This is a genomic window from Actinospineispora eucalypti, from assembly GCF_039543365.1.
GTDB classification, from domain to species: domain Bacteria; phylum Actinomycetota; class Actinomycetes; order Mycobacteriales; family Pseudonocardiaceae; genus Pseudonocardia; species Pseudonocardia eucalypti.
On record NZ_BAABJP010000021.1, the window covers coordinates 1 to 23,168 of the forward strand.

The following is a 23,168-nucleotide window of genomic DNA, read 5'->3' on the forward strand; positions in this document are numbered from 1 at the left end:
GTCTGCTGGGGTTGAGGGGCACCGCGACCGCCGGACCGCTACCGGGTCATTTGGGCCACCACCAGCACCAGACCTCGGCCTCGGTGAGCCACTCCCGGCACAGTGACCGGATCGTCCACACCTCGGCGAGGACAGCGGCGATGATGGCGACGGTCAGATACCCGGTGTCCTCGGTGAACAGCCACACCGCCCCGACCCCGAGCGCGAGCCACAGGGTGGTCTTGAACCAGGTCTTGAGCACCCATCCCGTGGTGGACAACATCACGCCACCTCCCCCGTGTTGCGGACCACCGCGAGCCCAGCCGGCGGCAGGGGTGCACACCGCTTGACCAGTTCGGTGATGTCCTCGTCGGTGGTGTGCCCCAGCCGCAGCCGACGCGGCAGCCGAGAACCCTTGTCCACGCGGAACCCGATCCCGGCGTGCTCCTCATCCAGCGGGATCTCATCGGCCAGCGCGCCCCGGTCCCGCGCCCCATCACCCAGGGCCATGTCCACGTGGCTGGCGGCCGTGACGCCGAGGCAGATGCGGGTCGTGAACAGCTCCCGGATCTCCACAACGTCCTTGGACGGTTCCTGGACGTAGCCGGCCACGTTGAACAGCGTGTTCCGACCCTGAGTCATGATCTCCGAGAGCAGCGCGATCGCCTCACCCCGATCACCGCGGCTGGCGAACGCGGTCAGCATCGCCAACTCATCCACCATGATCAGGTCCTGCGGCGAATCCGGACCGAGGACCGCCCGGCGCATCTTGTCCCCGCGTAGCCGCTGCTGGGCGGCCTTCATGTCCTCCCGCGCCTCCCGCAGCAACTCCAGCGCGTCCTCGGTGGTGACCGCGCGCCGGTAGAACAGCTCCTTCCCGATCTCGGTTTCGGTGCCGCCCTTCGGGTCGATCACCCGCACCCGCACCAAGCCGTCGCGGATCATCGGACCCATCTGCCGCAACGGCCCCCAGATCGTGGAACTCTTCCCCGTCCCGGTCGCCCCGGCCACGAATAGGTGCGAGGTACCGGTGACCGAGACCAGGACTGGTTGGCCGAACTCGTCATCCCCGATGTCCAGCGCGGACAGGTCCACCTCATCCACCGAAGTCGGGATCTCCGGGGCCGGCAGCGGCACGGCGAACGGGTTTTCCCGCTCGACGACCACCGTCAACCGCCCCGGGCGTGCTTTGGCCACCGCGACCCGGTGCGCGCACAACGCCTCCGCGAGCGCCTCCGACCGGTCCGTCCAGGCGCGCAGGTCTTGACCGCGGACCATGCGGACCCGCAGCACATCAATCGAGGGGGTGACTGCCCGCACCCGCTCCAGGCGAGGCACCAGGATCTCCCCGGTGAGCCGGTTGTCCCGGGTCAGGTCGCACTCGAACAACAGCGCACCCCACAAACCGCCCCGGTAGTCCCACCACCGCCGCTTGAACGCCCGCAGCGTCGGCAACACCCACCGGTCGAACGTGGGCGGATGAACCCGCCACCACACCAGCAGCACGCCCACCGCGCCGGCGAGGGTGTAGGCGACCGGCAGCCAGCCGTAGCGCGCCCACCCGGCCACCAGCACGGCCGGCACCGACCACACCAGCGGGTGGCGCCACAGCCACGCGAGGGTCTTCATGTCCCGGCCGGTCGGGCGCGTGGCCCGGCCCCCCGGCTTGTATCCGTTACCCTTACTCATCACTACCCACCTCAATCAGAATTCGTCGCAATTTCGGGTTTGGTTCAGGCAGGTAGAGCGGGTGCCCGCCGTCGTATCCGCCAAGATCACCGGCGGGCACCCACCCCACCCTCATTCACCTTCTCGGGAAACGGGGTCGGGCCGAATCAATCAGCACCGTCAGCATCGCCATATCCAGCGCGAGCTTGTGATGCGTGTTCTTGAACCCACCCGCCCGGTACGGGATGCCGTGTACCGCTTTCCGGAGTTGCTTCATGGCGACGTCGAGTTCTTCCAGCGCGCCGTCCACCCTGCGTGACATACCGGCCTCCCCTTTATTTCCATTCGCGGGAGACCAGTTCGGCCTCCCACTTCTTCGACGCGGTCACCATGATTTGCAGCGACCGCCCGGCCTTCTTCGCCGCCTTCATCAACTCTTCGGCATCCGGAATCCGGTAACTCGCCACCGTCGCCTTATGGTCGGCGGCTTCGTTGATGAGCTTCTCGATATCGCCCATCGCCACATCCAGCAGCACCAGCGACTTCCAAAACTCCTGATACTTCCGCAAAGCGCGCTGGTTCACCGGCCGCAAATTCATCTTCGCCGCCGCCACCGTCGACAACGCGGTCGCCATCACGCCACCGCCCCGGCCCTGGCAGCCTTCGCCGCCGCCGCGCGCTGCCGCTGGACCACATCGGCCTCGGCTTCCAGCACCCTGTTCGACGCCAACCACTCGGCGTCGAGGATGGCCCGCCACACCACGTGCGGCTGACCCGTCAGCAGCGCCCACTCACCGAGCCGGCCCCACTGCACCCGCAGCCGCTCATACCAGTCCATCCGCCAACGCGCCGCCTCTACCAGCTCCCCCCAGCTCGGAGTCTTCCCAAGCTGAGGCCGGCTCTTGGCCTCCAGATACAGCGCGTCCACCGCCGCCTCGACCCGTTCCGGTGTGCACTCCGGACGCACCCGCGTCTGTCCCGTCTTGGTCGTCATGGGTCACACGCCCTTCCGGATCGCGACCTGAGCCAGCCGGATGCCCTCAGCCACCCCGGCCCGCCACGCCTGCTCAGTCGGGACCTCCCGCTCCCCCGACCGCGCCCACTGCCGCCGCTCCCGCTCCAGCCGGCGCACCAGCCGCCCCACACCCCGCTGCTTCGGCGCCCTGACCTCCGTACCGTTATTCATGTCGTTTCCGCTCCCACTTGTATTGGTTTCCGTCCGCCGTGCCGTACTCGTTGCGCTCATATGTGAACCTCCTATTCGTCGCCGGTACCGCCGCACTCCGGGCATTCCCCGCCGTCACGGCAGATGTCACAGAACTCGTCTTCCTCGCAGGCCAGGCAATCGCCCGTCCCCGCGCACGTTCCGCACTCCATGCGCACCTCCCGTCCACTCGTTTCTCGACACGTTTCTGTCATTCCGGCGCGCACGAATTGCGCCGGTTTTTGGCATGGGGGTATCCACTGTGGAATTGTCAAAGAACTATCGATCAACCACTCCGGAACACGACCGGCCAAACGCTCAGCCGCGCCCCGTATCGCCGCTTACTTCTCCGAGGCCGCCGAAACCGCCATCGGCTCGGTACCGGTCAACTTCATGCCCAGCGCCTTGAACGCCAGACCAGACGACACCCGACCGGTCTCCTCATCGCGCATCTCCCACGCATTCACCCGCGCGTCGATCAGCTCGACCCACTCACCCTCGCCGAAACCCTCACCAGGGTCCGACGCCAGCGTCACCCGGATCTCCTCACCCTTCGGAGTCCGCTGCCCCGCCACCGGCCGCTGCTTCACAAACAGCGACACCACAAACTGAGTCGCCCCGTTCCGATCCGTCACCGGACCCGAACCATCACGCTTCTGCTTCACCTCCGGCGCCTCCACCACAGTCAGCCGGAACCCGTTCAGCGCCACTGGGATGTCTCGCATCGGTCGCTCCTCCTCTCCTTTGGTCAACAGGTCCTCATTAGGACTCAACCAACGTAACACGCCTCTCGGAGACCTGTCAACAGGTCCTCATGAGGAGTAGGGTGAGGAGGCGATGACAGCAGTAGACGAGAGATCAGGAAGCAGTCCATGACCATCGACCTCGGTGCCCGCGCACCGAAGTACCAGCGCATCGCCGAGCAGCTACGGCGCGAGATCGCCGCTGGTCAGTACAAGCCCGGCGAGCGTATGCCGGCCGAAACCGACCTGGTAGAACGCTTCGGCGTCAGCCTGCCGACGATTCGCCAGGCACTGTCTGTCCTGCGCGCCGAGGGGCTGATTGAGTCGCGCCAGGGCAAGGGGACCTTCGTCAAGGAGACCCGCAAGCTCCAGCGGCGCTCTCGCCACCGCTACGGACGCGCACGGGCTGACGGCAAGCTCCTGACGTCTCATCTTCGACACGAGATCGCCGCAGCCGGACGGGAAGCCACTCCAAGCCACGTGGCCGAAGCCATCGCAGACGCGCCCGCCGAGATGGTTGTCCGCCGCCGCGTGCTCCGCGACGCCGAATCCGGCCAGGCCGAAGAGGTCGGCGCGAGCTACATCCCGACCGACATCGCCGGCGGGACGTTCCTCGAAGAGCCCACCGTCGTGCCCAAGGCGCTGTTCCTCTGCGTCGAAGACCTCAGCGGCACCACCTACGCGTACGCGCGCGACCGCTGGGAAGTGCGCATGCCCTCGGCGTACGAGGCCGATGTGCTGGACCTCGTGCCCGGCGCCACCGTCATTCACGTCCTGCACGTAGCCGAAGGTGCGGACGGCCGTGTCCTGGAGGTCTCCGAGTCGGTATGGCCCTCCGACCGGATCGTCATCCTCGACGACTACCCGATCACTCCGGACGCCGAGGTCCCCGGCGCCCCCTCGGAGGTCTGATGACGGCGAACGACGCGCCTCGCCTCAAGAACCACTGGTGGTCCCGCCCAGGCTGGCATCCCGGCCGGATCATGTACACCTGGCACATCACGTTCGAACACGCGACCGAGCTGCACGAGCACGTTCGCGCCTACCAGGCCGCCCTCACGCTCCCAGATCTACAGCTCATCCCGCCCCGCTGGCTACACCTCACGGTCCAAGGTCTCGGATACACCGACGAAGTGGGCGCCGATCTCCTGGACCGAAGCGGCATTGCCGTTGCGGAGGCTCTCCAACGCGTGCCGCCCTTTGACCTCAGCTTCGGCCGGCCCGACATACGGGGCGAAGCCATCGCCATGGCTCCCCGGCCGGCCGAGCCGTTGCAGGAAGTTTGGCGAACCATCCGCCAGGCCATCGCCGAGGTGACCGGAGAGGGTGCGGTGCACACCGGACCCGAGCAGGCCAACGGATTCCGACCCCATGTCAGCGTCGCCTACAGCAGCGCCGACCACGACGCCGAGCCCTACGCCCAGGCACTCGATTCCGTGCGACAGCCCGTTACGACCACCCACGTGAACGCAGTGAGCCTTATCCGCCAGGAACGACTCCTCGCTCCCCACTGGCTCTACCGCTGGACCACTGCCGCCGTCGCCCCGCTCAACGACTGAGCGCGCACTCCAATGGAACACCTAGACAACTTTGACGATCTGCGGCGGGACCCCGACCCGATCCGCAGGGGCCAACGGGCCTCCATCCTGCTCGCGCAGTACCAGCAACAGGCAACCGAGCTTGCCCGCATCCGGCGGCTCGCCATCGAAGAGGCCCACCGCGACCGGGGGATGAGCTACACCGAGATCGCTACCGCCCTTGGCCTGAGCAAAGGACGCATCACCCAGATACGCAAGACCGACGCGATCCTGCCGGACGCCAACATCCCCGGCGACCCCTCGTAGGTCCGACGCGACGAACGCTGCACCCGCGCGTTCAGAGTTTCTCTTCTTCTTCAAGGCGGCGCCGTTGGCGCCGCTGCGGCACTGTGCCTATGCAGCCGCAAGCGCTCGCACGGGGCGTGCGGCCTGCCGGCCGGTCCCCGCGCGGCGCGCGGCCGCCTTCAGCGGGGCCGCCCATTCAGCTCGTGTTGCCCAGGTCCTTCCGCATCGCCGCCTCGAGCTTGGCTATCACGGCCTTGTACTTGTTGTGTACCTGCGTAAAGTTCGCGTCGCTGATCGACTCGCCCTGTTCGGCCCTTGCTCGATCTTCGTCCGTGAGCCGCTCAATGAGTTGTGCGCGCGCGGTAACCAGCGCTCGGACAGCTGCGAGCACCTCACGGTGGCGTTTCCGGACCTCCGCCGATGCAATGATCTCCAACTGGCCGATCGGCGTGTTGTCAAGATCGTCTGACCCGCTCTCGTGGATCGCGCGTTGTTCGAGGTCACGGACTGCGGCCAAGTAGGCGACGTACGTCACGCGTTGTTCGGCGAACAGCCGACTGCGCCGTTCCCGACTGTTCGTCATGGCGCCGGTCAACAACGCGCCAAGAACACCGCCGATCGCGCCGGTGAAGGCCCCGAGGATCCCGGCTACGCCGGTCGGGGTGAGGAAGGCAGCGAGTTGGGCCAACATTGAACCTCGCAAGACGGGGGAGTACCAGCGGCGTGGCGTGGGGCGTACAGCGATCTCACGCGCTCAGCAGGATCCAGAAACTACACCGATGCCCTCGCCGGGCGGGCAGGTCTCCGGGATGGCAGGGGAGGGAAGCGCGGCCGGCGGGCTCGTGGTGGGCGCGTCCGGTGCCATCCCGTCGACCTCCCAGAGGGCTACCAGACCGCGCAGCGGGGGCAAGCCTGGCATAATTGGCCGCCGGTACGAGGGAATGTTGCCCCCGCTGCGCGGCCTGGTCGGGCGATGCCAGGTCGACGGGATGGCACCTCAGCCGGCACTTGTGGGAACAAGATCAAACCCCGCACTTACCCCCACTAAACAACACCAACTGACGCCAGATGAGCACGAGCGACACCCATCGTCGTTCCCGGTTCGTGCAGCGTACGGCGGGTAACGACAACTAAGGGCAGCCTACGAAACCAGCGGACGACGAATCCGCGGGTTCGGGGTTCGATCCCCCGGGGGCCCACCGTTCGCTAGGCGATTCGACGCTGTGGCGGGATGCTTGCGGCGTGCCTTACCACTGGTTGATGCGCCGGTACGTCCGTGCGGGATTCGAGGCGTTGGACGTGTTGGTCGACGGCCCGCCCTGGGCGATGCGTGCGGCGATCCGCTACCGCGTGCTGGACGGCGACAAGCTGGCCTACAGGGGGACTTCCTTCGTGCGCATGTCCTGGGGCCGCATCGTAGAGGCGCGGGTGCTCCCCGGACGCTCAGGCCGTCGCCGCGCTCGCGCCTCCGGCCGCATCCGACGCCGGATGACCTCGTGATGCGCCTCTCGGAGAGCGCGCGCGGTGCGGTGCGGGACTTCGCGTTCGCTGTTGCCGACGGCGCGCTGTACGTCGACCAGTACGGCGATCTGGGTGACTATCGACCCGCGCTGATGGAATACGGGTCAGCCCTGGAGATGGTGTTCGCGATCTTCGTCGGTCGCGCGCCGGGTGCGGCGTACCAGCCTTGCGCCTGTAACCGCTTGAGCAGCGGGAACAGCGTCCCCGAGTCGAGCCGCGGGAACTGGGCCAGCTGGCCGACGGTGAGCGTCTCGTGCTCCCCCACAGCGTGAGCATGACCAGGTACCGCGGATAGGTCAGTTCCCAGGGCTCGGTGCGACTGCCTCCGGCGCGCGAGCTCCGCGAATCGGCCGCCGGGCCCCTACCAGGTGTCGGCCGCCGTGGCCAGGGCGACATGACGTTGAGGTCGCAAGTATCACTCAATTCGAGGTTCGCCGGCGGGTGACGGCGCCACACGTCTGTGGGACCCGGCGGATGATCGGTCGACGCCGGGTGATCGGACGGGCGCTCGGTCACGCTTTGCAGTGGCTCGGCGACGCGTTGTAACGATTGAGGCGTGTGTGACGAATGAGATCGTCGGCCGGTAAAGATAACACTCTATTGCCGACCGCGGGGTCGTTATGCCTGGACGGCCGCGCCGTGGGTGCCTTAATTGCTTTCTCTATATGGTATTGGTTACAGACAGCGATCACTTTTGGGGAGCTTCGGCGGCCTAGTTGCCGCCTCACTCGCCCGGATTAATCCCCGAATCGCGACGTCACGAGTGATCGTGATGTGCGTTGGTTGACAGTGAAAGGACTCCGGCGCCATCGAGGGGGGCCGGTCGAGCGTCAATCGAAAGGGAATACACGCATGCTGAAGAAGGCCATTATCGCCGGCTCCATCACCGCCGTTGCGATGGCCGGTCTCGCCGGCGCCGCTTACGCGAGCGACAGTGACGACACGGCAAACACCCACTGCAACTCGTCCGAGGTGCACAAGCAGTCCAACAAGGGCCACCAGCTGGTTGGTGGGAACGTCGACGTCAACCGCCTGTCCGGCGGTGTGATCCAGGGTCAGGTCGACAAGGTTCCTGGCATCTGCCCGAGCGTTGGCAACAACAACAACCTCTGAGGTCGATTGACGCTCGGTGCCCCGGTGGCTGGGGGAGTCGCCACCGGGGCACTGCCCTGTTCTTTAAATTAGTTAGGCTCCCGCCGGTGAAAATTTCGGACTAGGGCTCCAGCACTACTTTCCCGCTGGTCGCGCGCGTTTCCAGCGCACGATGTGCGTCGGCCGCGTCGGCCAGCGGGAAGCATTGCACTCTGGGTCGCAGGCGACCGGTTGTTACCGCCGTGAGTGCCTCTTCCTCCAGCTCGCGCAGATTGTGCCGGCGCAGCATTCCCGGGCCGATGGCCCAGGTGACGGTGAGACCCCGGGCGACGATGTCATCCACGGTGACCGGAATCGGCGCCCCGGCCCCGGAGGACCAGCCGAACATGACCAGGCGGCCGCCGGTGTCGAGCAGGCGCAACGCGGCGGCTCCCGGTTCGCCGGCCACCCCGTCCAGCACCAGGCTCACCTCCCGCCCGGCCAGCGCTTCGCGCACCTGGTCGGGCCAGCCGGCTTGCCAGTAGTCCACCGCGATGTCCGCGCCCAGCTCGCGCGCGACCGCCACCTTGTCCGGCCCGCCGGCCAGCGCGACCACCGTGGCCCCGGCGTTCCGGCCGGCTTGCACCAGCAGGCCGCCGATCCCGCCCGCCGCCGCGGTGACCAGCATGACGTCGTCCTTGCTGATCCCCGCCGCGTGCAGGATGCCCATCGTGGTCCGACCGGTGCCGATCATGGCCACCGCTTCGGCGTCGCTGGGGCCTTCCACCTCGGGCAGCTTGTGCACCGCCGCGACGTCACGCACCGCGAGCTCGGCGTATCCGCCGCTGGCCGGGCCGAGGTGGGCCACCACGCGCTGCCCCAACCAGCCGCCCGGCACGCCCTCGCCGATCTGGTCGACCACGCCGGCCACCTCGCGGCCGGGGACCATGGGCAACTCGGGCGGCGCGAACGGCCCGGCGCCGGTGCCGGCGCGGATCGTGGTGTCCACCAGATGCACGCCGGCCGCGCGAACCCAGATCCGCACCTGGCCCGGTCCGGCCTGTGGGTCGGGGACCTCGGTGTAGCGCAGCACCTCCGGCCCACCGAACTCTCGTTGCTGGATCGCTCGCATCCGTTCGCTCCTTGGTCACTCGGTCTTGAGGTCAAGCCTGCAACCTGGAGTAACGTTGAGGTCAATGTGCTGAGAGCGAGCCCATACCCCAGCCGCGGTAGTCCATTTGGCGGTAACGGTTGTCGCTGCAACGGCCTAACGTCGAACCTCGCCCGCGACGCTGGGTATCGACGCCGACGGGGCGAGGGTGCCGCTTCCGCCGAACGCGCCTGCCCGGTTTTCCCGCGCGGGCGGTGGGTAGACACAGGGCACGCTCTCAGCCTGAAGCGGAAGGAACGATGTCGATGGGCATCACGGATCCGGGGGTCGTAGCGTCGTCACGAATCCGGGCCTACGCCACGGTGAGTGTCTCGGGGAGGCTCGACCGGCTCGGGATTGCCCGGCTGCGGGCCGAGTTGGCCGGCTGGCGAGCCGCCGGGGCGGTGGACGTGCGGTTGGATCTGTCCGGCGTCACCGGCCACGACGCCACCTTGGCCCGCACACTGGCCTGGGCGCAGAGCCAGCTGAACGGGGCCGGGGGCAACCTGCTGGTCACCGGGGCCGACCACCAGCTGCGAGGTGAGCTGCGCGACGCCGTCGCCGCGTTGCACGCGCTCCCCGGCTGGCGGCACGACCGGCATCACCATCACCACCAGATGCCGGACCAGCGGTCCTACCGCCCGGAGACCGCCGACCAGCCCTAGTGTCCTGAGTCGAAAGTCATGCGGCGGCCTCCGGCGCCCAGATGGCGCCTTGCGGCGTTGTCGTCGTCGCTGGTAGCGCCGCTACCAGCTCCTCCGAGTTGGACACCAGCCTTGCGATGCATCCATCTGGATCACCGGATCCTCGCCGCGAACTTACGACTCAGGACACCAGCGCGGAACGCGCGTGCCGAGCGCGCGCCCAGTTAGGTGCGCGGGAGACACGAGGTCAGGAGCCGAATCGGGCGCGCAGCAGCAGGCGCTCGGTGTCGGTGAATGCGGTGCGGCCGTGCAGCGTGACGTGGTTGTCCACGAGCAGCATGGCGTCGTCGGGGATGGGTAGCCGGATGTCGTCCGAAGAGTCGGCGAGCAGCCCGGCGACCAGGTCGATGGCCGCGCGCACCTCGGCGTTCTCGTGTTCGGGGCGTGCGGCCAGGCCGGCCTCGATCTTGTCCCGGCGCCAGCGCCACAGCGGGCGCTCGCCGAGCACCGGCGCGAGGTAGTAGCCCTTTGCGTCGGTGTGGCCCGGCCCGCGCATCGACTTGGGCACTCGCATCGGCAGCGGTGTATCGGTCAGCGCGCGCACGGCGGCCGGCCCGCCGGGCAGCGCCGCCAGCCGGTCCCGCAGGACCCGGCCGTCGCGCAGGAACCGTTCCCCGCCGCCGCAGCGCGGCGCGCGCACCGCGTACAACATGAAGTAGTGCTCGGGCATCGGCACCAGCGCGGAGTCGGTGTGGTGCTCGGCCTCCAGATCCGGGCCGTCACCACCGGTCGCGCCGGCCGCCGGCGTGCCCTCGGCCGGTGCTGGGACCTCGGTCGGTGCCGGGGTTTCGGCCGGCTTCGCCGGGACGGTGCCGACCGCCTGGTTGCCGACGTCGCGCACCTCGACCGTCTCGGACGGGCCGGCACCGACCAGCTGGGCCAGGTCGCGCAGCGCCGCGCGCCGTTTCTCCAGGTCGGCGTCGGCCAGGCCGAGCCGGGGCACGGACACCGCGCAGGCCCCCGCCTCGAACGCCCGCCGGATCTCCTCGGCCAGCTCGCCGGGTGCGTCCACCCAGCCCGGTCGCGCTTCCACCCGCGTCAGCATGCGGGCGATCCTGTCACCTCTCCTCCGACCCGTCCGACCGGGTGGCCAGCAGGTACGCCGACGGGGTCCGCTCCATCCGCTCCTCGCCGCCCAACCGCACCAGCTTGGGTTCCCGCACCAGCCGCCCGTGGACCGGAAGGCCCGCCGCGCCGAGCAGCTTCGCCACCGCTTCGGGCCGGCGGCGGTGGAAGTCCAGCACCACCGCATGCCCCAACGCCTCGGTCAGGCGCAGTGGTTCGTCGCCTATCTGGAACGCCAGCAGCGCCCAGCCGCCGGGGGCTAGCACCCGGGCGAACTCGGCGAACGCCTTCGGCAGTTCTTCGTCCGGCAGGTGGATGGTGGAGTACCAGGCCAGCAGGCCGGCCAGCGAGCCGTCCGGGATGTCCAGGGCCAGCATCGAGCCCTCCTGGAACCGCGCCTCGGGGTGCGCCCGCCGGGCCTCGGCCAGCATGCCGGGGGAGAGGTCGACCCCGAAGACGTCCAACCCGAGCGAGCGCAGGTGCCCGGTGACCCGGCCGGTGCCGCAGCCGATGTCGGCCACCGGCCCGGCCTCGCCGACCAGCTCGGCGAACGCCGCGAGCATGCCGCGTTCCAGGGGCATCTGCCCGAGCTCGTCGGCGGCGAACGCGACGTAGTCGCCGGCCACGGCGTCGTAGGAGTCGCGGGTGGCGGTCAGGAAGTCCAGCTCGGTGGTCACCCGCCGGACGCTAACTTCCAGGTACGACAGTTTCCGCGCGGATGCCGGCGACCAGCGACTCGGTGAGCCGGCGCAGCTCGGTGCGGAAGTCGATCCGGCAGCGCCGGGCCAGCTCTTCCTCCTCCAGGTAGAGCGCCTTCAACAAGGTGGGCGGGTTGGCCCATGGCCACAGCCCGGAGGCCAGCACCATCGTGCCGGTGACCACCCGTTGCCCCTGCTCGAAGCTCAGCCCGGGGCACTGCTGGGCCAGCGAGGTGGCGAGGTCGTCCACCGCCTCCAGCAGCGTGTACTTGAACCGCATCGCGCTGTCCCGGGAGACGTTGTGCTCCAGGCTGGCCGGGGCGTTGGCGAGCAGGTCGCAGAACAACGGGTCGTCGGCGAGGCAGTCGACCAGTGAAGCGGCCACCCACTCGGTGCTCGCCTCCTCCGGCAGCTCCACCCGGCCGGCCGCGCGCTCGCACCAGTCCCGGTACCCGGTGGTGGCCAGGTGGAGGTAGATCTCCTCGCGGGTGTCGAAGTAGCGCAGCACGTTGGACTTGGTCAGCCCGACGTCCTTGGCGATGTCGCCGAGGCTGACGTTGCGCACGCCGTTCGCCAGGGCCAGCCGGCGCGCGGCGGCCAGGATGGCGGTGCGGCGCATCGCCTTTTGTTCCGGGCTGCGCGCGCGCCGGAAGTCGGCCACGTTGGTCACCGTCGAGTCCACCGCACCGATTCTACGAGCACAGGGCTTCTGATCAGGTCAGATCCGTGAGGTTTAGGTAACCCACCCGTCATATGTGTGACCCGCGGCTCGTTACACAGGGTTACCTTCATGCTATAGCTGCCGGGCGTTACTGGATCTTGTCACTCGGTGGGATGGTTCGGCGGATCGGACATATCTCCGACGCCCGTCTCCGCGTTGGGAGGGCAAAGCAACAAAATGACAACGAACGGAGCATCATGAGCCGCACCAAGCTGATCATCGCCTCTTCCGCGGTCGTGGCCGCTGGCCTGCTGGGCCTGGGCGGGGTCGCCATGGCGGACAGCAGCGACAAGGGCGTGGACGTTGCCGGCATCGACGCCCCGGTCAGCACCCTGACCGACGCGACCGCCGACAACAACCTGGACGGCCTGAGCAGCGACTCGGTCGCCAACACCGACGCTGCCGGCTCCGTGACCAAGGGCCTCGGCGGCGTCGGCAAGTGAACTGAGCATTAGCGGAGACGCCGCTCGGGCCTGCTGGTCAGGCTCCGGGCGGCGTTTTTGTTTGTGTGGCCGCCGTCGAGGCGGTGCCGCCGAAGATCGGCGGCGCGGTCTCGTCGAAGCTCCTGGCCAGTAGGTAGCCGAGCGAGCCGATCGCGCCGAGCGCCATGGTCAGCACGATCCAGCCCCACGGGTTCCGGCCCCGCCGGCGGCTGTCGATGTGGATGAACACGGCGATCAGGATCAGCTCGATCAGAAAGTCATTGATGATCAGGAAGCTGCTCGCGCTGTCCGTCCAGCCCCGGTAGAGCAGGCTGATGCCGTCCACCGCGATGGCGTTCACCGTGAACACCGCGATGACCAGCCACCCGACCGCCATCAAGATCCTCTGCGCGTTCTTGGACATACCCAAAAACCTAACGCCGTTAAGCTCGACCGTCCAGATGGATGTGGACGGGGATCTGGTGCGGGGTTAGATGCGGCGGGCGTTGTGGAACTTCTGCCGGGCCATGCTGGTGATCTGGACCGGCCGGCCGGTCTCCACCGCGTTCAGGATCTTGTTGTCGCCGACGTAGATGCCCACGTGGCTGACCGGAGAGTTGAAGAACACCAGGTCGCCGGGCTGCAACTGGTCCCGGGAGACCGGCGTGCCGACCTGCGACTGCTGCCGGGAGGTGCGCGGCAGGTCCTTGCCGATCTGCTTGTACGCCCACTGCACCAGGCCGGAGCAGTCGAACGACCCGGGCCCGACGGCGCCCCACACGTACGGCCGGCCGATCTTGGTCATGGCCTTCTCCAGCGCCGCCGTCGGCAGCGGTTTCCCCTGGAAGATCGGCTTCGCGGCCTGCGCGGCGGCGGCTTGCGCGGTCTGGACGGCCTGTTGACCGATGTCGATCGAGCGGGACAGCGCGGCGATCTCGTTCGCGCCGGTCTGGTGCAGGTCGACGGCGGCGACCGTGCCGCCGGCAGCGGCCGGCGCGGGGGTGGCCAGTGCGCCGAGGGCACCGGGCGCGGCGATGTTCTTGGCCTGCTGGACCGGTGCCGCCGGAGCCGGTGCGGGAGCGGCCGCGGGAGCGGCGGCCGGCGCGAGGGCGGCCGGTTGCACGACCGGGGCCGGTGCGGCGGCGACCGGTACCGCCGGCGCGGGTGCGGCGAGCGGTTGAGCGGCCGGGACGGCGAGCGGTTGTGCGGTGGGTGCGGCGAGCGGTTGTGCGGCCGGCGCCGCGAGCGCGGGGGCCGGGATGGCCTCGATGGCCGGCGCGGCGGCCTGGGCCGGGATGGCGGCGATCACGGCGGCCGGTACCGGGAGCGCGGTGGGGGCGACGGCGGCGGTCGGCGCGGCCAGGTCCGGCGCCGGGACCACGGACGGCGCATCGCCGATGATCACCGAGGCGGGCGCGGCCAGCGGGGTGGCCTGCCCGGCCGGCGCGACCGGCGCCGCCACCGCGGCGGGTGCGGGGGCGGTCTGCGCGGCTCGCGGGGTCGCGGCCTGGTCGGCGGCCAGGGTGATCGGCTGGGCGAAGGTGCCGGTGTCGGCGGGGGTGGGAGGCGGCGGGACGGTGGGCACGGCGGCGAGCGTGCCGGTCATGGTGACCGCCGCACCGGCGCCGACGGCGGTCATGGCCACGGCGGACAGCGCGCGCTGCCGCTCGGCGGGCCGGGCGTGCGCGGGGCCGCCAACGGGCCTGGCCGGCACCTCGGCAACCGGAAAGGCGGCGAACCGCGTCGTCGCTTGGACACCACGCCGCGCGCGATGTGCGCCCATCGAAAGACCTCCGCGCCCACGCGGGATCGACGCGCGGCACTGCGGCGGCGAACGATCCGTGCGCACCCGCCCCGGTGTGCTGTCGGGCGCCAGGGGGAAAGCCGGTGGGCGGGAAGGGACCGGCCAGGCGCACCAGTCGGCTTGCTGCCGACCAGCCGAAAGTGACCGTAACTAATCCGAGACTCGCTCGTTCACTCCATGCGGTTAACGGTCGCCGATTAACGTTTACCGAGCAGATGCATCCATCGTGGAAGCTTTCTCGAACGGGTGAGCCGACGAATGAGGCATCACCATCGGTGAACGGCCTGGCTCCGAGTGGGGCGATGTGCGATCGGCTGGCCGTGGACTCCGCTGGGGCCAGTGTTTCTGATGTGACTTTTGTGACGAGCGACACGTCGGTCGTTCGGCGGGGTGCGTCGGGTCGGCCGGAGCGCCGAGCGGCGGGTTAGTAGGGTTCCGCGCGTGCGGGGCGGATTTGATGATCCAGACGCGACGAGGCGGCTCGGCGGTATCGGCGCGCACCACGGCGGAGGCGAAGCCGGGGGTGTGTCCGAGCTGACCGGCGTCACGCTGGCCCGCCGCTACCAGATCGGTGAGTTGCTCGGTGCCGGCCAGGCGGCCGAGCTTTACCGGGCGGTGGACTACCAGACCAACCGGCCGGTGCTGGTCAAGCTGTTCCGGCCGGCCACCGACCCGCGCGCCGAGGCGGACTTCCTGGAGGGCGCCCGCCTGCTGGCCAGCCTGAGCCACCCCGGCCTGCTGCCGGTGCGTCAGTTCGGGCAGGAGCGCGGCCGCGTCTACCTGGTCATGGACCACCTGGATGCGCCGACCCTGCGCGGAGTGATCACCCAGCGCCGGCCGTCCGACGGTGAGCTCTCGAGGATCGGCGCGCGGATCGCCGAGGTCCTCGACTACCTGCACGAACAGGGCGTGGTGCACCGCGAGGTGACGCCGACGAACATCGTGCTCTCCACCGACGGGCAGCCCCGGCTGGCCGATCTCGGGGTCCCCGCGCTGGCCGGCGAGGCGGGGCGGGGTGGTTACCCGCCGGCGTCGGCCTACCGGGCACCGGAGCAGGTGCGCGGCGAACCGGCCGGGCCGCCGGCGGACGTGTTCGCGCTGGGTCTGGTGCTGCTCGAGGCGGTGACCGGCCAGCCGGCCTACCCCGGCGACGAACGGTCCGCCGCCGCCGCCCGGCTGCACAACCCTCCGGTGGTGCCCAACGACCTGGCCGCCCCGCTGGCCAACGCCCTGCTGGCGATGACCGAGCTGAACCCCGGGGGCCGCCCGAGCGCCGCCCGGGCGGCCGCGATGCTGTCCGGCGCGCCGGCCGCGTCGGCCGCGGCCGCGCCGGTGGAGGGCTCGAGCGGCCCGGGCATGGGCAAGATGGCCGCGATCGGGCTTCCGGTGCTGGTGCTGCTCGGCCTGCTCGGAGTGCTGCTGTTCACCGGGGACGACGACGACTCGTCGGCCGGGTCTACCTCGGCCAGCGCCACCGTCGCCAGGACGGCGGCCCACACGGCGACGCGCACCGCCACGCCGACCACCCGCGCCACCACCAGCCGGCGCACCGCCAGCCCGTCGGCCGAGGCCAGCCGGCCCAGCCTGCCGGACCTGCCCAGCATCTCCGACCTGCCCAAGCCAGACGTGCCGTCCGGGATGACCGATAAAATGAAGCAGGCCTGGGACGATTTCACCAGCTGGCTTTCCGGGTTGTTCTGACCGGAAGTGTAGTGACCGGAGTCACTCGCTGGTTGATTTCGGCGTTACGCGAGGCGTAATTTTACGCAAGGCGTAAGCTCTGGCGTGAGGGGTGCATCGTGGCTGACCGGGGTCGCCGGGGAGGCGGCGTAAGCGGTTTCTGGCAGAACGTCAGCGACGACCTCAAGGATTTCTTCGACGACGAGGTGGTCGACCGGGTCCGCAATGTCGAGCGGGACCTGCGTGGCGACCGGGACAAGCCGGCGGAGGCGGAGTCCGGCCGGCGGGCCGAGATGGACGAGTTGCGGGCCGCCATCGCGGAGCTGAGCAAGAAGGTCAGCGCGTTGACCGATCGGAACAAGTCGACCGGAAACGGCCCGGCGGACCGGGGCTGACCACAGAGGGAGGGGTCGCCGAGTGGACGGACCCGAGAGTCCGGGGCCGAAAGCGGCTTCGCGACTGATCAAGCGCTACGCGAACCGGAAGCTCTACGACACCGTCGAGCGGCGGTTCACCTCGATCGGCGACATCCGTGACCTGGTGCGCGAGGGCGTCGACGTGGTGGTTGTGGACCATTCGACCGGCGAGGACCGCACCGCCGAGACCCTCGGCCAGGCGCTCGGCCGGGAGCGGGGCAACGGCGGACTGGCGCTGAACATGCTGGAGGAGCTGATCCGCGCGCCGGAGCGGCTCAGCCGGGTGCTGTCCGCCGACCGGAAGGACGCCGAGGAGCTGCGCGAGCTGCGGGACGAGGTACGCGCGCTGTCCAAGGTGCTGGACGACCTGCTCGCCCCGGGTGACGACACGACCAAGGTGGACTGAGCCATGGCATCCGAACTGGAACGCAGCTACAACCGCACGGTGCGGGTGCTGGCCCCGCTGCGCGCCCTCTACGACGACATGTGCACGGCGGCCGGCCTGCTCAAGTTCATGCCGCAGATCACCCGGTACCGGGTGACCGACAACCCGGACGAGGCCCGGATCGCCACCGAGCTCACCCTCGGCCCGGTTTCCTGGCCGGTGGAGGGCACGCTGGTGGTGCGCCGCACGCTGCCGCCCCGCGAGCTGGCCGCGCGCATCGACATCCCCAGCCTGCAGATCGTGGTGGACGGCCGGATCGAGCTGGAGGGCACCGCCGCCGAGGAGACCCAGCTGACCTTCGCCGCCACCATCCGGTCCGCCCATCCGCTGGTGCGCCGGATGCGCAGCCAGCTGACCGGCGCGCTGGAGGAGACCGTGGACACCACCACCGACCGGATCGCCATCCTGGCGCGCCAGCACGCCGAGGCGGAACGGCGGCTGGCCAACTCGAGGAACCAGGAGCGCGGTTGATGGAGCGGACGCTGGACGGTCGGGTCGCGTTCGTCACCGGTGGTTGGCACGGGCTCGGCGCGGCGATCACCGACCGGCTGGTGTCCCGGGGCGCGGCGGTCGGGGTCGGGTACCGGCGGCCGGACCCGGACGTGGACGAGTTCTTCGCCGAGCGGGCCGGCCACCCGATCACCCTGCACCACGGCTCGCTCACCGAGCCGGCGGACTGCCGGCGCACGATCGCCGAGCTGGTCGAGCAGCGGGGCCGGCTGGACGTGCTGGTGGCCCAGGTGAACTTCCGCAACGCCGGGCTGCTGTCCATCCGCCGGGGCACCCGCAGCCTCACCGACGGGGAGTGGGAACGGGCCATCACCGGCCACCTCTCCGGCGCGTTCCACCTGGCCCAGGCGGCCCTGGAGCACATGACGGCGGCCCGGTTCGGCCGGGTGGTCTTCGTGCTCGGCTATGCCGGGGTGCACGACCTGCAAGGGCACTTCGCCGCCGTGCGCGGCGGGCTGGGCGCGCTGGCCGCCGAGCTGGCCCGGGAGGTCGCCGGGTCCGGGGTGACGGTGAACCAGGTCGCCACCGGCCTGCTGGCCGACGAGATCCTCGCCGACCTGCCGGAGGAGGCGCTGGCCGCGACCATGCGCAACATCCCGGTCGGCCGGCCGGCGGAACTGGCCGAGGTGGCCCGGGTCGTCGAGTTCCTGGCCGATCCCGAGTGCGGTTACCTGACCGGTCAGCTGATCGCCGTGGACGGTGGGCTCACCCTCTGAATGGAGCAGCGTGCGGCACATTTGCCACATCTGCACCACCCGTATGCCGTAGCTGATCGGCGTGGGTCACTCAATCGGGCGATGGGAGCGCAACCGCGTTTCGTCATCAATCCGTGATCGTTAGTCCTGCCGTGGATGTGTGCCCGCGCCTCCCGCGCGCAGGCACACGTGTGGGCAACCGAGGAAGGATGACTCTGATGAGTCGTACCAAGCTTTTTGTGGCCGGCGCGGCCGTCGCCGTGCTGGGTTCGCTGGGTGTGGCCGGCGTGGCCTACGCCGACTCCGACGACTCGGGCTCGCCCGTGGGTGGCCTCAGCACCGAGAAGGCCGAAGTGGCCGATGTTCCGCTGACCGGCGTCCTCAACGGCGCGAAGACCGACCAGCTGAAGACCGACGGGCTTCCGTCGACCGACAGCGCGGGCTCGCTCACGAACTCGCTCGGCCGGTAATCTGAAGACCCCCTGCACGACTCAATCGGCCCCCGCGTCGCCCCGATGGCGCGGGGGCCGATTGCTGTCCGGATAGCCCCTCAGGCCGGGTTGGCCGCCTCGGCGGCCGCGACCGCGTTGCGGAACAGCACCGCCACCGTGGTCGGGCCGACGCCGCCGACCCGGGGCGTGATCGCCCCGGCCACCTCTTCGCAGCGCTCGTCCACGTCCGGCAGCAGCTTGCGGCCGGAGTAGCGCACGCCGCCGCCGACCACCACCGAACCCGGCCGCACGTGCTCCGGCTGGATGATCCCGGGCACGCCGGCGGCGGCCACCAGGATGTCCGCCCGGCGGGTGTAGCGGTCCCAGTCCGGCACGCCGGTGTGCACCACGGTGACGGCGGCGTTGGCGGTGGGCCGCTTCTGGGCGAGCAGCATGGCCAGCGGGCGGCCCAGGGTGGCGCCCCGGCCCAGGATGACCACCTCGCGCCCGGACACCGGGATCTCGTGGAAGGCGAGCAGCTCCTCGATGCCGGCCGGGGTGCACGGCAGCGGGCCGGGCACGCCGGCCGCCAGCTTGCCCAGGTTGAGCGGGTGCATGCCGTCGACGTCCTTGGCCGGGTCGATGGCGAGCAGCGCGGCGTCGTAGTCCAGGTGCTTCGGCACCGGGTACTGCACCAGCATGCCGTGCACCCCGGGGTCGGCGTTGTAGCCGGTCACCACGGCTTCCAGGTCGCTTTGCGTCGCGGAAGCCGGCAGGTGGGTGTGCGGCGAGTCGAAGCCCAGTTCGGTCGCCTGCTTCTGCTTGATCCGGATATAGCCCGCGCTGGCGTCGTCGTCGCCGACCAGGATGGTGGCCAGGCTGGGCGCGATGCCCCGGGCGCGCAGCGCGGCGGCCCGCGCCGTCACATCGGCGAAGATCTTTTCCGCGACGGGTGTTCCGGGGAGCAGCTTTGCGTTAGACACGGGGAGAGACTAGCCAGCGCGCCGGGCGCTCGCTCGGATCACGTGGACGGGCAGCTCCGCGTACTCCCACGGCTGCAGGTTGACCAGGTCGGAGACCAGCACGTAGCCCTGCTCGAACTGCCCGGTGGCCGCGTCCACCAGCCGGTACCACTGGCGGTCCGAGTCGATCGGCCGCGCCTCCAGCAGCACCACCCGCAGCTCGCCCGGCTCGAACCGGCAGCGCCGGTGCAGCGACTCGATCAGCTGCTCCCGGTGCAGGTGGCCGTCGCCGAAGTTCCAGCCGAGCAGCGAGCCGGCGACCACCTCGCCCTCCACCAGCACCGCGTCCTCGTGCCCCCGGTTGGCCCGGGGCAGCAGCGCGAACAGGGCTCGCCCGTGGTGGTGCATGAGCCGGAAGGTCTGGATCTTGTGCGCCAGCCACTCGGCGATCTGTTCGCCATAGATGATCTTGAGCTGGTTCTTGATGAACCCGCCGTAATGCGTCGCGTGCCGGTTCACCTTGTCGATCCCGGACCGCTCGAACAGCCACATCGAGGTCGACCAGTTGCCGGCGTAGTAGCGCATCGACAGCAGGAACGACACCTGGTCCGGGCGCAGGTTCCCCCAGGCGATAAGGAGCAGCACCGGCAGCCCGAACACGCCCAGGCACCACGGGTGCTGGGCGGTGATCACGTACTGGTCCGGGTGGCCGAGGAACAGCCAGGCCGCCGAGAACAGCATGAACACGTTCCACTCCAGCGGAACCCCGATCGGCATGGCGGTCAGGATCTGCAGGTGGAAGGCGATCATCACCAGCGCGGCGATCGTGGTCACGGTCGAGCTGCTGGACAGCAGCAGCACCAGCGGCGCGCCGAACTCGACCGCGGCGGCGGCGTAGGCGATCAGCCGGGTGAACCCGGACGGCAGTACGTCGTCCGGGAAGTCCCGGTACAGCCGGCGCTTGAGGAACCGGGGCATCACCGGGCTGTTGCTCAGCATGACCTGGATGACGAACGGGAACATCCGGTTCAGCTTGGAGGTCGCCGCGCCCAGCCAGATGAACACGGTGAGCAGCTTGATCACCGCGACGGTGTCCAGGAACGGCAGCAGCATGGCCGCGGTGGCGAACCAGAAGTGCTCCGGCCGGGCGGCCAGGAAGACCGTCTTGTCGCGCAGCCCCAGCAGCGGGATGAGCACTACGATCGGGATCATCAGGTGCGGGTTCAGCATGTGCACCGGGCCGTTCAGGCCATTGCACTGATAGTCGGCCGGGCACAGCAGCGCGTAGCCGATGGAGAACAACAACCCCACGTAGAGCAGTGCGTCCACCCAGGTCCGCGTGTCGCCGCCGGTCAGGGGCAGCTTGCCGCCCCACGGGGGCTGGCGGATCGTGCCGGGCCGGGCGAAGTACAGCGGCCCGCCGACCGGCGGCACGAACCGCGCGGTCAGCGGCCCGAACCCGCAGCCGAGGCCGAGCACCTCGAACCCGAGCGTCCACAGCACGGCCTTCTGCAGCACTACGGGCTGCCACCACCAGTTGGCGATATCCGTGACCGACCCGATTCCCGGGGTCAATTGAATGAAAGCTAAACCACCCGCGACATAGCCGGCGAGCTTGACCCAGTAGAGGACATACATGCCCCAAGGCATGCCGATGCCGTACTCCGCCCAGTGCTTGACCAGCGGTTTCAGCCGTTCCGCGCGCATGTTGAGGTACCACATCAGCACGTCGAAACGGGGCGGCAGTTTCGGCGCCAGGAATCCCATACGGTTCCCTACGAGGTTTCTACAACCGAACGTGACGACCGGGGCGAGGTCGTTAGATACCTTAACAACAGCACCAGCAGGACCGACAGCACCGAAGCCACTCCGCCGACAATCGTCGGTGCCCTTCCGCCGAACCGCTCGCCCAGCGCGCCGAGCAGCGGGGCGCCCAGCGGCGTCCCGCCGAGGAACAGCAGGATGTACAGCCCCATCACCCGGCCGCGCATGGTCGGGGAGACGGAGAGCTGCACGCTCGCGTTGGCGGCGGTGGTGAAAACCAGTGCGGCCAACCCGGTGGGCGCCAGCACGATCGCCGTGGCCAGCGCGTTGGGCATGAACCCGACGACGATCTCGAGCAGGCCGAACGCCAGCGCCGCGCCGTAGACCACACGCAGCCGGGGCTTACCGGTCCGGCGCGCGGCCACCGCCGCGCCGAGCAGCGAGCCGACGGCGAGCACCGTGGTCAGCGCGCCGTAGTCCTTCGGCCCGCCGCCGAAGACGTTGCGCACCAGGAGCGGCAGGGTCAGGTAGAAGTTCAGGCCCAGCGTGGATACCAGGAAGACCAGGGCCAACACCGAGATCAGCGTGGGCTGCCCGCGCACGTAGCGCAGGCCCTCGCGCAGCTGCCCGCGCGCCCTGGCCACCCGCTCCGACCGGAACAGCAGGGCCGGGTCCATGACCAGCAGCCCGGTCAGCACGGCGGCGAAGGACGCCGCGTTGAGCAGGAACACCCAGCCGGTACCCACGCCGGCGATCATCACGCCGGCCACCGAGGGTCCGACGATGCGCGCCAGGTTGAAGGTCATCGAGTTCAGCCCGACCGCGTTGGTCAGCTGGTCCGGCCCGACCAGCTCGGAGACGAACGCCTGCCGGATCGGCACGTCCAGCGCGGAGAAGCAGCCGAGCAGGAAACACAGCAGGTACACCTGCCACAGCCGGACCAGGTGGGTCACGTCGAGCGTGCCGAGCACCAGCGCGCACAGCCCCATGCCGGACTGCACGGCCACCAGCAGCTTGCGCTTGTCGTAGCGGTCGGCCAGCACGCCGCCCCACAGCGAGAGGCCGAGCGTCGGGCCGAACTGCAGGGCCGCCGCGATGCCCAGGGCCACCGGGCTGGACCCGGAGAGGTCGAGCACCAGCCAGTCCTGCGCGATCCGCTGCATCCAGGTGCCGATCAGCGACACGACCTGGCCGGCGGCGAAAAACCGGTAGTTGCGAACCCTCAGCGAGGCGAACATCCCGGTCTTTGCCACGTGCTTAGGAGCCCGCCATCCTGTCGAAGATGTCGCTGGCCTTGGCCAGGGTGATTCGCTCTTCCTCGGTGAGCTCGGCCAGCTGTTTGTTCAGCCAGCGCTCCTTGAGGCTGGCCTCGGCGGCGAGCAGCTCGGCGCCGGACCTGGTGATCTCGATGATGGACTGCCGGCCGTCCGTCGGGTGGTCCCGGCGGGACACCCAGCCCTGGTCCTCCAGCGCCGCGATCACCCTGGTCATGGACGGCGGGCGGACCCGTTCGGTGGCGGCCAGCTCGCTCGGCGTGAGCGGTCCGCAGCTTTTCAGCGCGTACAGCGCGGAGAGGTGGGTGAGTGAGGCCGAGTCGTCGGCGCGCTGCGAGCGCAGGCGGCGATTCAGCCGGACCACCGACAGCCGCAGTCGACTGGCCAGGTCCGAGCCGACATCCTGCTCGAGCGCCAT

32 protein-coding genes and 1 pseudogene are annotated in these 23,168 nt (G+C 69.6%); 14 read left to right on the plus strand and 19 right to left on the minus strand.

Annotated elements, in window-relative coordinates; translation table 11 throughout:
* Positions 1 to 46 precede the first annotated feature (46 nt).
* The 7 genes from ABEB12_RS21695 to ABEB12_RS21725 all read right to left on the minus strand — a co-directional run bounded on the left by ABEB12_RS21695 (position 47) and on the right by ABEB12_RS21725 (position 3,603).
* Complete coding sequence (locus ABEB12_RS21695) at positions 47 to 262, minus strand: hypothetical protein (protein WP_185060479.1); 216 nt, start codon at positions 260 to 262, stop codon at positions 47 to 49.
* Positions 262 to 1,668: a cell division protein FtsK gene (locus ABEB12_RS21700; RefSeq protein ID WP_185063623.1), complete on the minus strand. Its 1,407-nt coding sequence runs from the start codon at positions 1,666 to 1,668 to the stop codon at positions 262 to 264. The genes ABEB12_RS21695 and ABEB12_RS21700 overlap by 1 nt, the downstream gene beginning before the upstream one ends.
* A gap of 115 nt (positions 1,669 to 1,783) precedes the next feature.
* Positions 1,784 to 1,957 carry a hypothetical protein gene (locus ABEB12_RS21705; RefSeq protein WP_345702989.1) on the minus strand — a complete coding sequence of 58 codons (174 nt, stop codon included), beginning with the start codon at positions 1,955 to 1,957 and terminating at the stop codon, positions 1,784 to 1,786.
* A 25-nt stretch (positions 1,958 to 1,982) separates the two neighbouring features.
* Complete coding sequence (locus ABEB12_RS21710; RefSeq protein ID WP_345702990.1) at positions 1,983 to 2,282, minus strand: hypothetical protein; 300 nt, start codon at positions 2,280 to 2,282, stop codon at positions 1,983 to 1,985.
* The gene (locus ABEB12_RS21715; protein WP_185063624.1) at positions 2,282 to 2,641 is read right to left on the minus strand and encodes a hypothetical protein; all 360 of its coding nucleotides are present in this window, start codon (positions 2,639 to 2,641) and stop codon (positions 2,282 to 2,284) included. The genes ABEB12_RS21710 and ABEB12_RS21715 overlap by 1 nt, the downstream gene beginning before the upstream one ends.
* Positions 2,642 to 2,644: 3 nt before the next feature.
* Positions 2,645 to 2,833 carry a hypothetical protein gene (locus tag ABEB12_RS21720; protein WP_185064739.1) on the minus strand — a complete coding sequence of 63 codons (189 nt, stop codon included), beginning with the start codon at positions 2,831 to 2,833 and terminating at the stop codon, positions 2,645 to 2,647.
* Between the two features lie 359 nt (positions 2,834 to 3,192).
* A complete protein-coding gene (locus ABEB12_RS21725; protein ID WP_345703025.1) occupies positions 3,193 to 3,603 on the minus strand; it encodes a hypothetical protein in 411 nt (136 codons plus the stop codon).
* A 120-nt stretch (positions 3,604 to 3,723) separates the two neighbouring features.
* Between ABEB12_RS21725 and ABEB12_RS21730 the strand changes: the two genes are divergently transcribed.
* From ABEB12_RS21730 to ABEB12_RS21740, 3 genes are read left to right on the plus strand one after another with little or no spacing between them, the layout of a single operon-like run.
* Positions 3,724 to 4,506, plus strand: a complete 783-nt coding sequence (locus tag ABEB12_RS21730; protein WP_185063625.1) for a GntR family transcriptional regulator — start codon at positions 3,724 to 3,726, stop codon at positions 4,504 to 4,506.
* Positions 4,506 to 5,153 (plus strand): 2'-5' RNA ligase family protein, encoded by a 648-nt coding sequence (locus ABEB12_RS21735; protein WP_185063626.1) that lies wholly within the window; start codon positions 4,506 to 4,508, stop codon positions 5,151 to 5,153. The genes ABEB12_RS21730 and ABEB12_RS21735 overlap by 1 nt, the downstream gene beginning before the upstream one ends.
* Before the next feature lie 12 nt (positions 5,154 to 5,165).
* Positions 5,166 to 5,438, plus strand: a complete 273-nt coding sequence (locus tag ABEB12_RS21740) for a hypothetical protein (protein WP_345703026.1) — start codon at positions 5,166 to 5,168, stop codon at positions 5,436 to 5,438.
* 175 nt (positions 5,439 to 5,613) lie between these two features.
* Here the strand turns inward: ABEB12_RS21740 and ABEB12_RS21745 are convergent, their stop codons facing one another.
* Positions 5,614 to 6,108: a hypothetical protein gene (locus tag ABEB12_RS21745; RefSeq protein ID WP_185063627.1), complete on the minus strand. Its 495-nt coding sequence runs from the start codon at positions 6,106 to 6,108 to the stop codon at positions 5,614 to 5,616.
* Between the two features lie 551 nt (positions 6,109 to 6,659).
* Between ABEB12_RS21745 and ABEB12_RS21750 the strand changes: the two genes are divergently transcribed.
* Together ABEB12_RS21750 and ABEB12_RS42170 are read left to right on the plus strand one after the other, a co-directional pair.
* Positions 6,660 to 6,917 carry a hypothetical protein gene (locus ABEB12_RS21750; protein WP_185063628.1) on the plus strand — a complete coding sequence of 86 codons (258 nt, stop codon included), beginning with the start codon at positions 6,660 to 6,662 and terminating at the stop codon, positions 6,915 to 6,917.
* A pseudogene (locus tag ABEB12_RS42170) lies at positions 6,917 to 7,015 on the plus strand (hypothetical protein); the annotation flags it as partial. The gene ABEB12_RS21750 and the pseudogene ABEB12_RS42170, both read left to right, overlap by 1 nt.
* Here ABEB12_RS42170 and ABEB12_RS21755 read toward each other — a convergent pair.
* A complete protein-coding gene (locus tag ABEB12_RS21755) occupies positions 7,015 to 7,203 on the minus strand; it encodes a hypothetical protein (protein WP_185063629.1) in 189 nt (62 codons plus the stop codon). The pseudogene ABEB12_RS42170 and the gene ABEB12_RS21755 sit on opposite strands and share 1 nt — an antisense overlap.
* Before the next feature lie 587 nt (positions 7,204 to 7,790).
* Here ABEB12_RS21755 and ABEB12_RS21760 point away from each other — a divergent pair.
* On the plus strand, positions 7,791 to 8,051 hold the full coding sequence (locus tag ABEB12_RS21760; RefSeq protein ID WP_185063630.1) for a hypothetical protein: 261 nt from the start codon (positions 7,791 to 7,793) through the stop codon (positions 8,049 to 8,051).
* A 100-nt stretch (positions 8,052 to 8,151) separates the two neighbouring features.
* Here the strand turns inward: ABEB12_RS21760 and ABEB12_RS21765 are convergent, their stop codons facing one another.
* Positions 8,152 to 9,141: a zinc-binding dehydrogenase gene (locus ABEB12_RS21765; RefSeq protein ID WP_185063631.1), complete on the minus strand. Its 990-nt coding sequence runs from the start codon at positions 9,139 to 9,141 to the stop codon at positions 8,152 to 8,154.
* 284 nt (positions 9,142 to 9,425) lie between these two features.
* On the opposite strand from ABEB12_RS21765, the gene ABEB12_RS21770 reads away from it, so the two are divergent.
* Positions 9,426 to 9,824: an STAS domain-containing protein gene (locus ABEB12_RS21770; protein WP_185063632.1), complete on the plus strand. Its 399-nt coding sequence runs from the start codon at positions 9,426 to 9,428 to the stop codon at positions 9,822 to 9,824.
* Positions 9,825 to 10,050: 226 nt separating this feature from the next.
* Here ABEB12_RS21770 and ABEB12_RS21775 read toward each other — a convergent pair whose 3' ends face one another.
* From ABEB12_RS21775 to ABEB12_RS21785, 3 genes are read right to left on the minus strand one after another with little or no spacing between them, the layout of a single operon-like run.
* Positions 10,051 to 10,908: a TauD/TfdA family dioxygenase gene (locus ABEB12_RS21775; protein WP_185063633.1), complete on the minus strand. Its 858-nt coding sequence runs from the start codon at positions 10,906 to 10,908 to the stop codon at positions 10,051 to 10,053.
* 13 nt (positions 10,909 to 10,921) lie between these two features.
* Positions 10,922 to 11,605 carry a class I SAM-dependent DNA methyltransferase gene (locus tag ABEB12_RS21780; protein WP_345703027.1) on the minus strand — a complete coding sequence of 228 codons (684 nt, stop codon included), beginning with the start codon at positions 11,603 to 11,605 and terminating at the stop codon, positions 10,922 to 10,924.
* Positions 11,606 to 11,615: 10 nt separating this feature from the next.
* Positions 11,616 to 12,308 (minus strand): TetR family transcriptional regulator, encoded by a 693-nt coding sequence (locus ABEB12_RS21785; RefSeq protein ID WP_185063634.1) that lies wholly within the window; start codon positions 12,306 to 12,308, stop codon positions 11,616 to 11,618.
* 236 nt (positions 12,309 to 12,544) lie between these two features.
* Here ABEB12_RS21785 and ABEB12_RS21790 point away from each other — a divergent pair, with 236 nt between their 5' ends.
* The gene (locus ABEB12_RS21790) at positions 12,545 to 12,790 is read left to right on the plus strand and encodes a hypothetical protein (RefSeq protein WP_185063635.1); all 246 of its coding nucleotides are present in this window, start codon (positions 12,545 to 12,547) and stop codon (positions 12,788 to 12,790) included.
* Between the two features lie 37 nt (positions 12,791 to 12,827).
* Here ABEB12_RS21790 and ABEB12_RS21795 read toward each other — a convergent pair whose 3' ends face one another.
* Both ABEB12_RS21795 and ABEB12_RS21800 read right to left on the minus strand, forming a co-directional pair.
* Complete coding sequence (locus ABEB12_RS21795; protein WP_185063636.1) at positions 12,828 to 13,193, minus strand: hypothetical protein; 366 nt, start codon at positions 13,191 to 13,193, stop codon at positions 12,828 to 12,830.
* Between the two features lie 66 nt (positions 13,194 to 13,259).
* The gene (locus ABEB12_RS21800) at positions 13,260 to 14,483 is read right to left on the minus strand and encodes a C40 family peptidase (RefSeq protein WP_345703028.1); all 1,224 of its coding nucleotides are present in this window, start codon (positions 14,481 to 14,483) and stop codon (positions 13,260 to 13,262) included.
* A gap of 615 nt (positions 14,484 to 15,098) precedes the next feature.
* Between ABEB12_RS21800 and ABEB12_RS21805 the strand changes: the two genes are divergently transcribed.
* From ABEB12_RS21805 to ABEB12_RS21830, 6 genes are all read left to right on the plus strand, one after another.
* On the plus strand, positions 15,099 to 16,274 hold the full coding sequence (locus tag ABEB12_RS21805) for a protein kinase domain-containing protein (RefSeq protein WP_185063637.1): 1,176 nt from the start codon (positions 15,099 to 15,101) through the stop codon (positions 16,272 to 16,274).
* Between the two features lie 98 nt (positions 16,275 to 16,372).
* The gene (locus ABEB12_RS21810) at positions 16,373 to 16,648 is read left to right on the plus strand and encodes a hypothetical protein (protein ID WP_185063638.1); all 276 of its coding nucleotides are present in this window, start codon (positions 16,373 to 16,375) and stop codon (positions 16,646 to 16,648) included.
* A gap of 22 nt (positions 16,649 to 16,670) precedes the next feature.
* Entirely contained in the window at positions 16,671 to 17,075 is a 405-nt protein-coding gene (locus tag ABEB12_RS21815) for a polyhydroxyalkanoate synthesis regulator DNA-binding domain-containing protein (protein WP_185063639.1), read from the plus strand.
* Positions 17,076 to 17,078: 3 nt separating this feature from the next.
* Positions 17,079 to 17,585 carry an SRPBCC family protein gene (locus tag ABEB12_RS21820; protein ID WP_185063640.1) on the plus strand — a complete coding sequence of 169 codons (507 nt, stop codon included), beginning with the start codon at positions 17,079 to 17,081 and terminating at the stop codon, positions 17,583 to 17,585.
* Positions 17,585 to 18,340, plus strand: coding sequence for an SDR family oxidoreductase (locus tag ABEB12_RS21825; RefSeq protein WP_185063641.1), 756 nt, complete (start codon positions 17,585 to 17,587; stop codon positions 18,338 to 18,340). Before ABEB12_RS21820 ends, ABEB12_RS21825 begins: the two co-directional genes overlap by 1 nt.
* Before the next feature lie 197 nt (positions 18,341 to 18,537).
* Positions 18,538 to 18,789, plus strand: coding sequence for a hypothetical protein (locus tag ABEB12_RS21830; RefSeq protein WP_185063642.1), 252 nt, complete (start codon positions 18,538 to 18,540; stop codon positions 18,787 to 18,789).
* Positions 18,790 to 18,869: 80 nt separating this feature from the next.
* Here the strand turns inward: ABEB12_RS21830 and ABEB12_RS21835 are convergent, their stop codons facing one another.
* From ABEB12_RS21835 to ABEB12_RS21850, 4 genes are read right to left on the minus strand one after another with little or no spacing between them, the layout of a single operon-like run.
* Positions 18,870 to 19,733 carry a tetrahydrofolate dehydrogenase/cyclohydrolase catalytic domain-containing protein gene (locus ABEB12_RS21835; protein WP_185063643.1) on the minus strand — a complete coding sequence of 288 codons (864 nt, stop codon included), beginning with the start codon at positions 19,731 to 19,733 and terminating at the stop codon, positions 18,870 to 18,872.
* 9 nt (positions 19,734 to 19,742) lie between these two features.
* Positions 19,743 to 21,479, minus strand: a complete 1,737-nt coding sequence (locus ABEB12_RS21840; protein ID WP_185063644.1) for a DUF3556 domain-containing protein — start codon at positions 21,477 to 21,479, stop codon at positions 19,743 to 19,745.
* Between the two features lie 8 nt (positions 21,480 to 21,487).
* Entirely contained in the window at positions 21,488 to 22,729 is a 1,242-nt protein-coding gene (locus ABEB12_RS21845) for an MFS transporter (protein WP_425572259.1), read from the minus strand.
* Positions 22,730 to 22,733: 4 nt separating this feature from the next.
* Positions 22,734 to 23,168, minus strand: a complete 435-nt coding sequence (locus tag ABEB12_RS21850; RefSeq protein ID WP_185063645.1) for a MarR family transcriptional regulator — start codon at positions 23,166 to 23,168, stop codon at positions 22,734 to 22,736.

Bases quoted from the DNA above. Each gene is read 5' to 3' on its own strand.
- ABEB12_RS21850 (WP_185063645.1), bottom strand. From the start codon at position 23,168: ATGGCGCTCGAGCAGGATGTCGGCTCGGACCTGGCCAGTCGACTGCGG.
- ABEB12_RS21730 (WP_185063625.1), top strand. From the start codon at position 3,724: ATGACCATCGACCTCGGTGCCCGCGCACCGAAGTACCAGCGCATCGCC.
- ABEB12_RS21700 (WP_185063623.1), bottom strand. From the start codon at position 1,668: ATGAGTAAGGGTAACGGATACAAGCCGGGGGGCCGGGCCACGCGCCCG.
- ABEB12_RS21795 (WP_185063636.1), bottom strand. From the start codon at position 13,193: ATGTCCAAGAACGCGCAGAGGATCTTGATGGCGGTCGGGTGGCTGGTC.
- ABEB12_RS21825 (WP_185063641.1), top strand. From the start codon at position 17,585: ATGGAGCGGACGCTGGACGGTCGGGTCGCGTTCGTCACCGGTGGTTGG.
- ABEB12_RS21745 (WP_185063627.1), bottom strand. From the start codon at position 6,108: ATGTTGGCCCAACTCGCTGCCTTCCTCACCCCGACCGGCGTAGCCGGG.
- ABEB12_RS21760 (WP_185063630.1), top strand. From the start codon at position 7,791: ATGCTGAAGAAGGCCATTATCGCCGGCTCCATCACCGCCGTTGCGATG.
- ABEB12_RS21820 (WP_185063640.1), top strand. From the start codon at position 17,079: ATGGCATCCGAACTGGAACGCAGCTACAACCGCACGGTGCGGGTGCTG.
- ABEB12_RS21770 (WP_185063632.1), top strand. From the start codon at position 9,426: ATGGGCATCACGGATCCGGGGGTCGTAGCGTCGTCACGAATCCGGGCC.
- ABEB12_RS21775 (WP_185063633.1), bottom strand. From the start codon at position 10,908: ATGCTGACGCGGGTGGAAGCGCGACCGGGCTGGGTGGACGCACCCGGC.
- ABEB12_RS21740 (WP_345703026.1), top strand. From the start codon at position 5,166: ATGGAACACCTAGACAACTTTGACGATCTGCGGCGGGACCCCGACCCG.
- ABEB12_RS21695 (WP_185060479.1), bottom strand. From the start codon at position 262: ATGTTGTCCACCACGGGATGGGTGCTCAAGACCTGGTTCAAGACCACC.
- ABEB12_RS21710 (WP_345702990.1), bottom strand. From the start codon at position 2,282: ATGGCGACCGCGTTGTCGACGGTGGCGGCGGCGAAGATGAATTTGCGG.
- ABEB12_RS21790 (WP_185063635.1), top strand. From the start codon at position 12,545: ATGAGCCGCACCAAGCTGATCATCGCCTCTTCCGCGGTCGTGGCCGCT.
- ABEB12_RS21715 (WP_185063624.1), bottom strand. From the start codon at position 2,641: ATGACGACCAAGACGGGACAGACGCGGGTGCGTCCGGAGTGCACACCG.
- ABEB12_RS21830 (WP_185063642.1), top strand. From the start codon at position 18,538: ATGAGTCGTACCAAGCTTTTTGTGGCCGGCGCGGCCGTCGCCGTGCTG.
- ABEB12_RS21840 (WP_185063644.1), bottom strand. From the start codon at position 21,479: ATGGGATTCCTGGCGCCGAAACTGCCGCCCCGTTTCGACGTGCTGATG.
- ABEB12_RS21720 (WP_185064739.1), bottom strand. From the start codon at position 2,833: ATGAATAACGGTACGGAGGTCAGGGCGCCGAAGCAGCGGGGTGTGGGG.
- ABEB12_RS21765 (WP_185063631.1), bottom strand. From the start codon at position 9,141: ATGCGAGCGATCCAGCAACGAGAGTTCGGTGGGCCGGAGGTGCTGCGC.
- ABEB12_RS21735 (WP_185063626.1), top strand. From the start codon at position 4,506: ATGACGGCGAACGACGCGCCTCGCCTCAAGAACCACTGGTGGTCCCGC.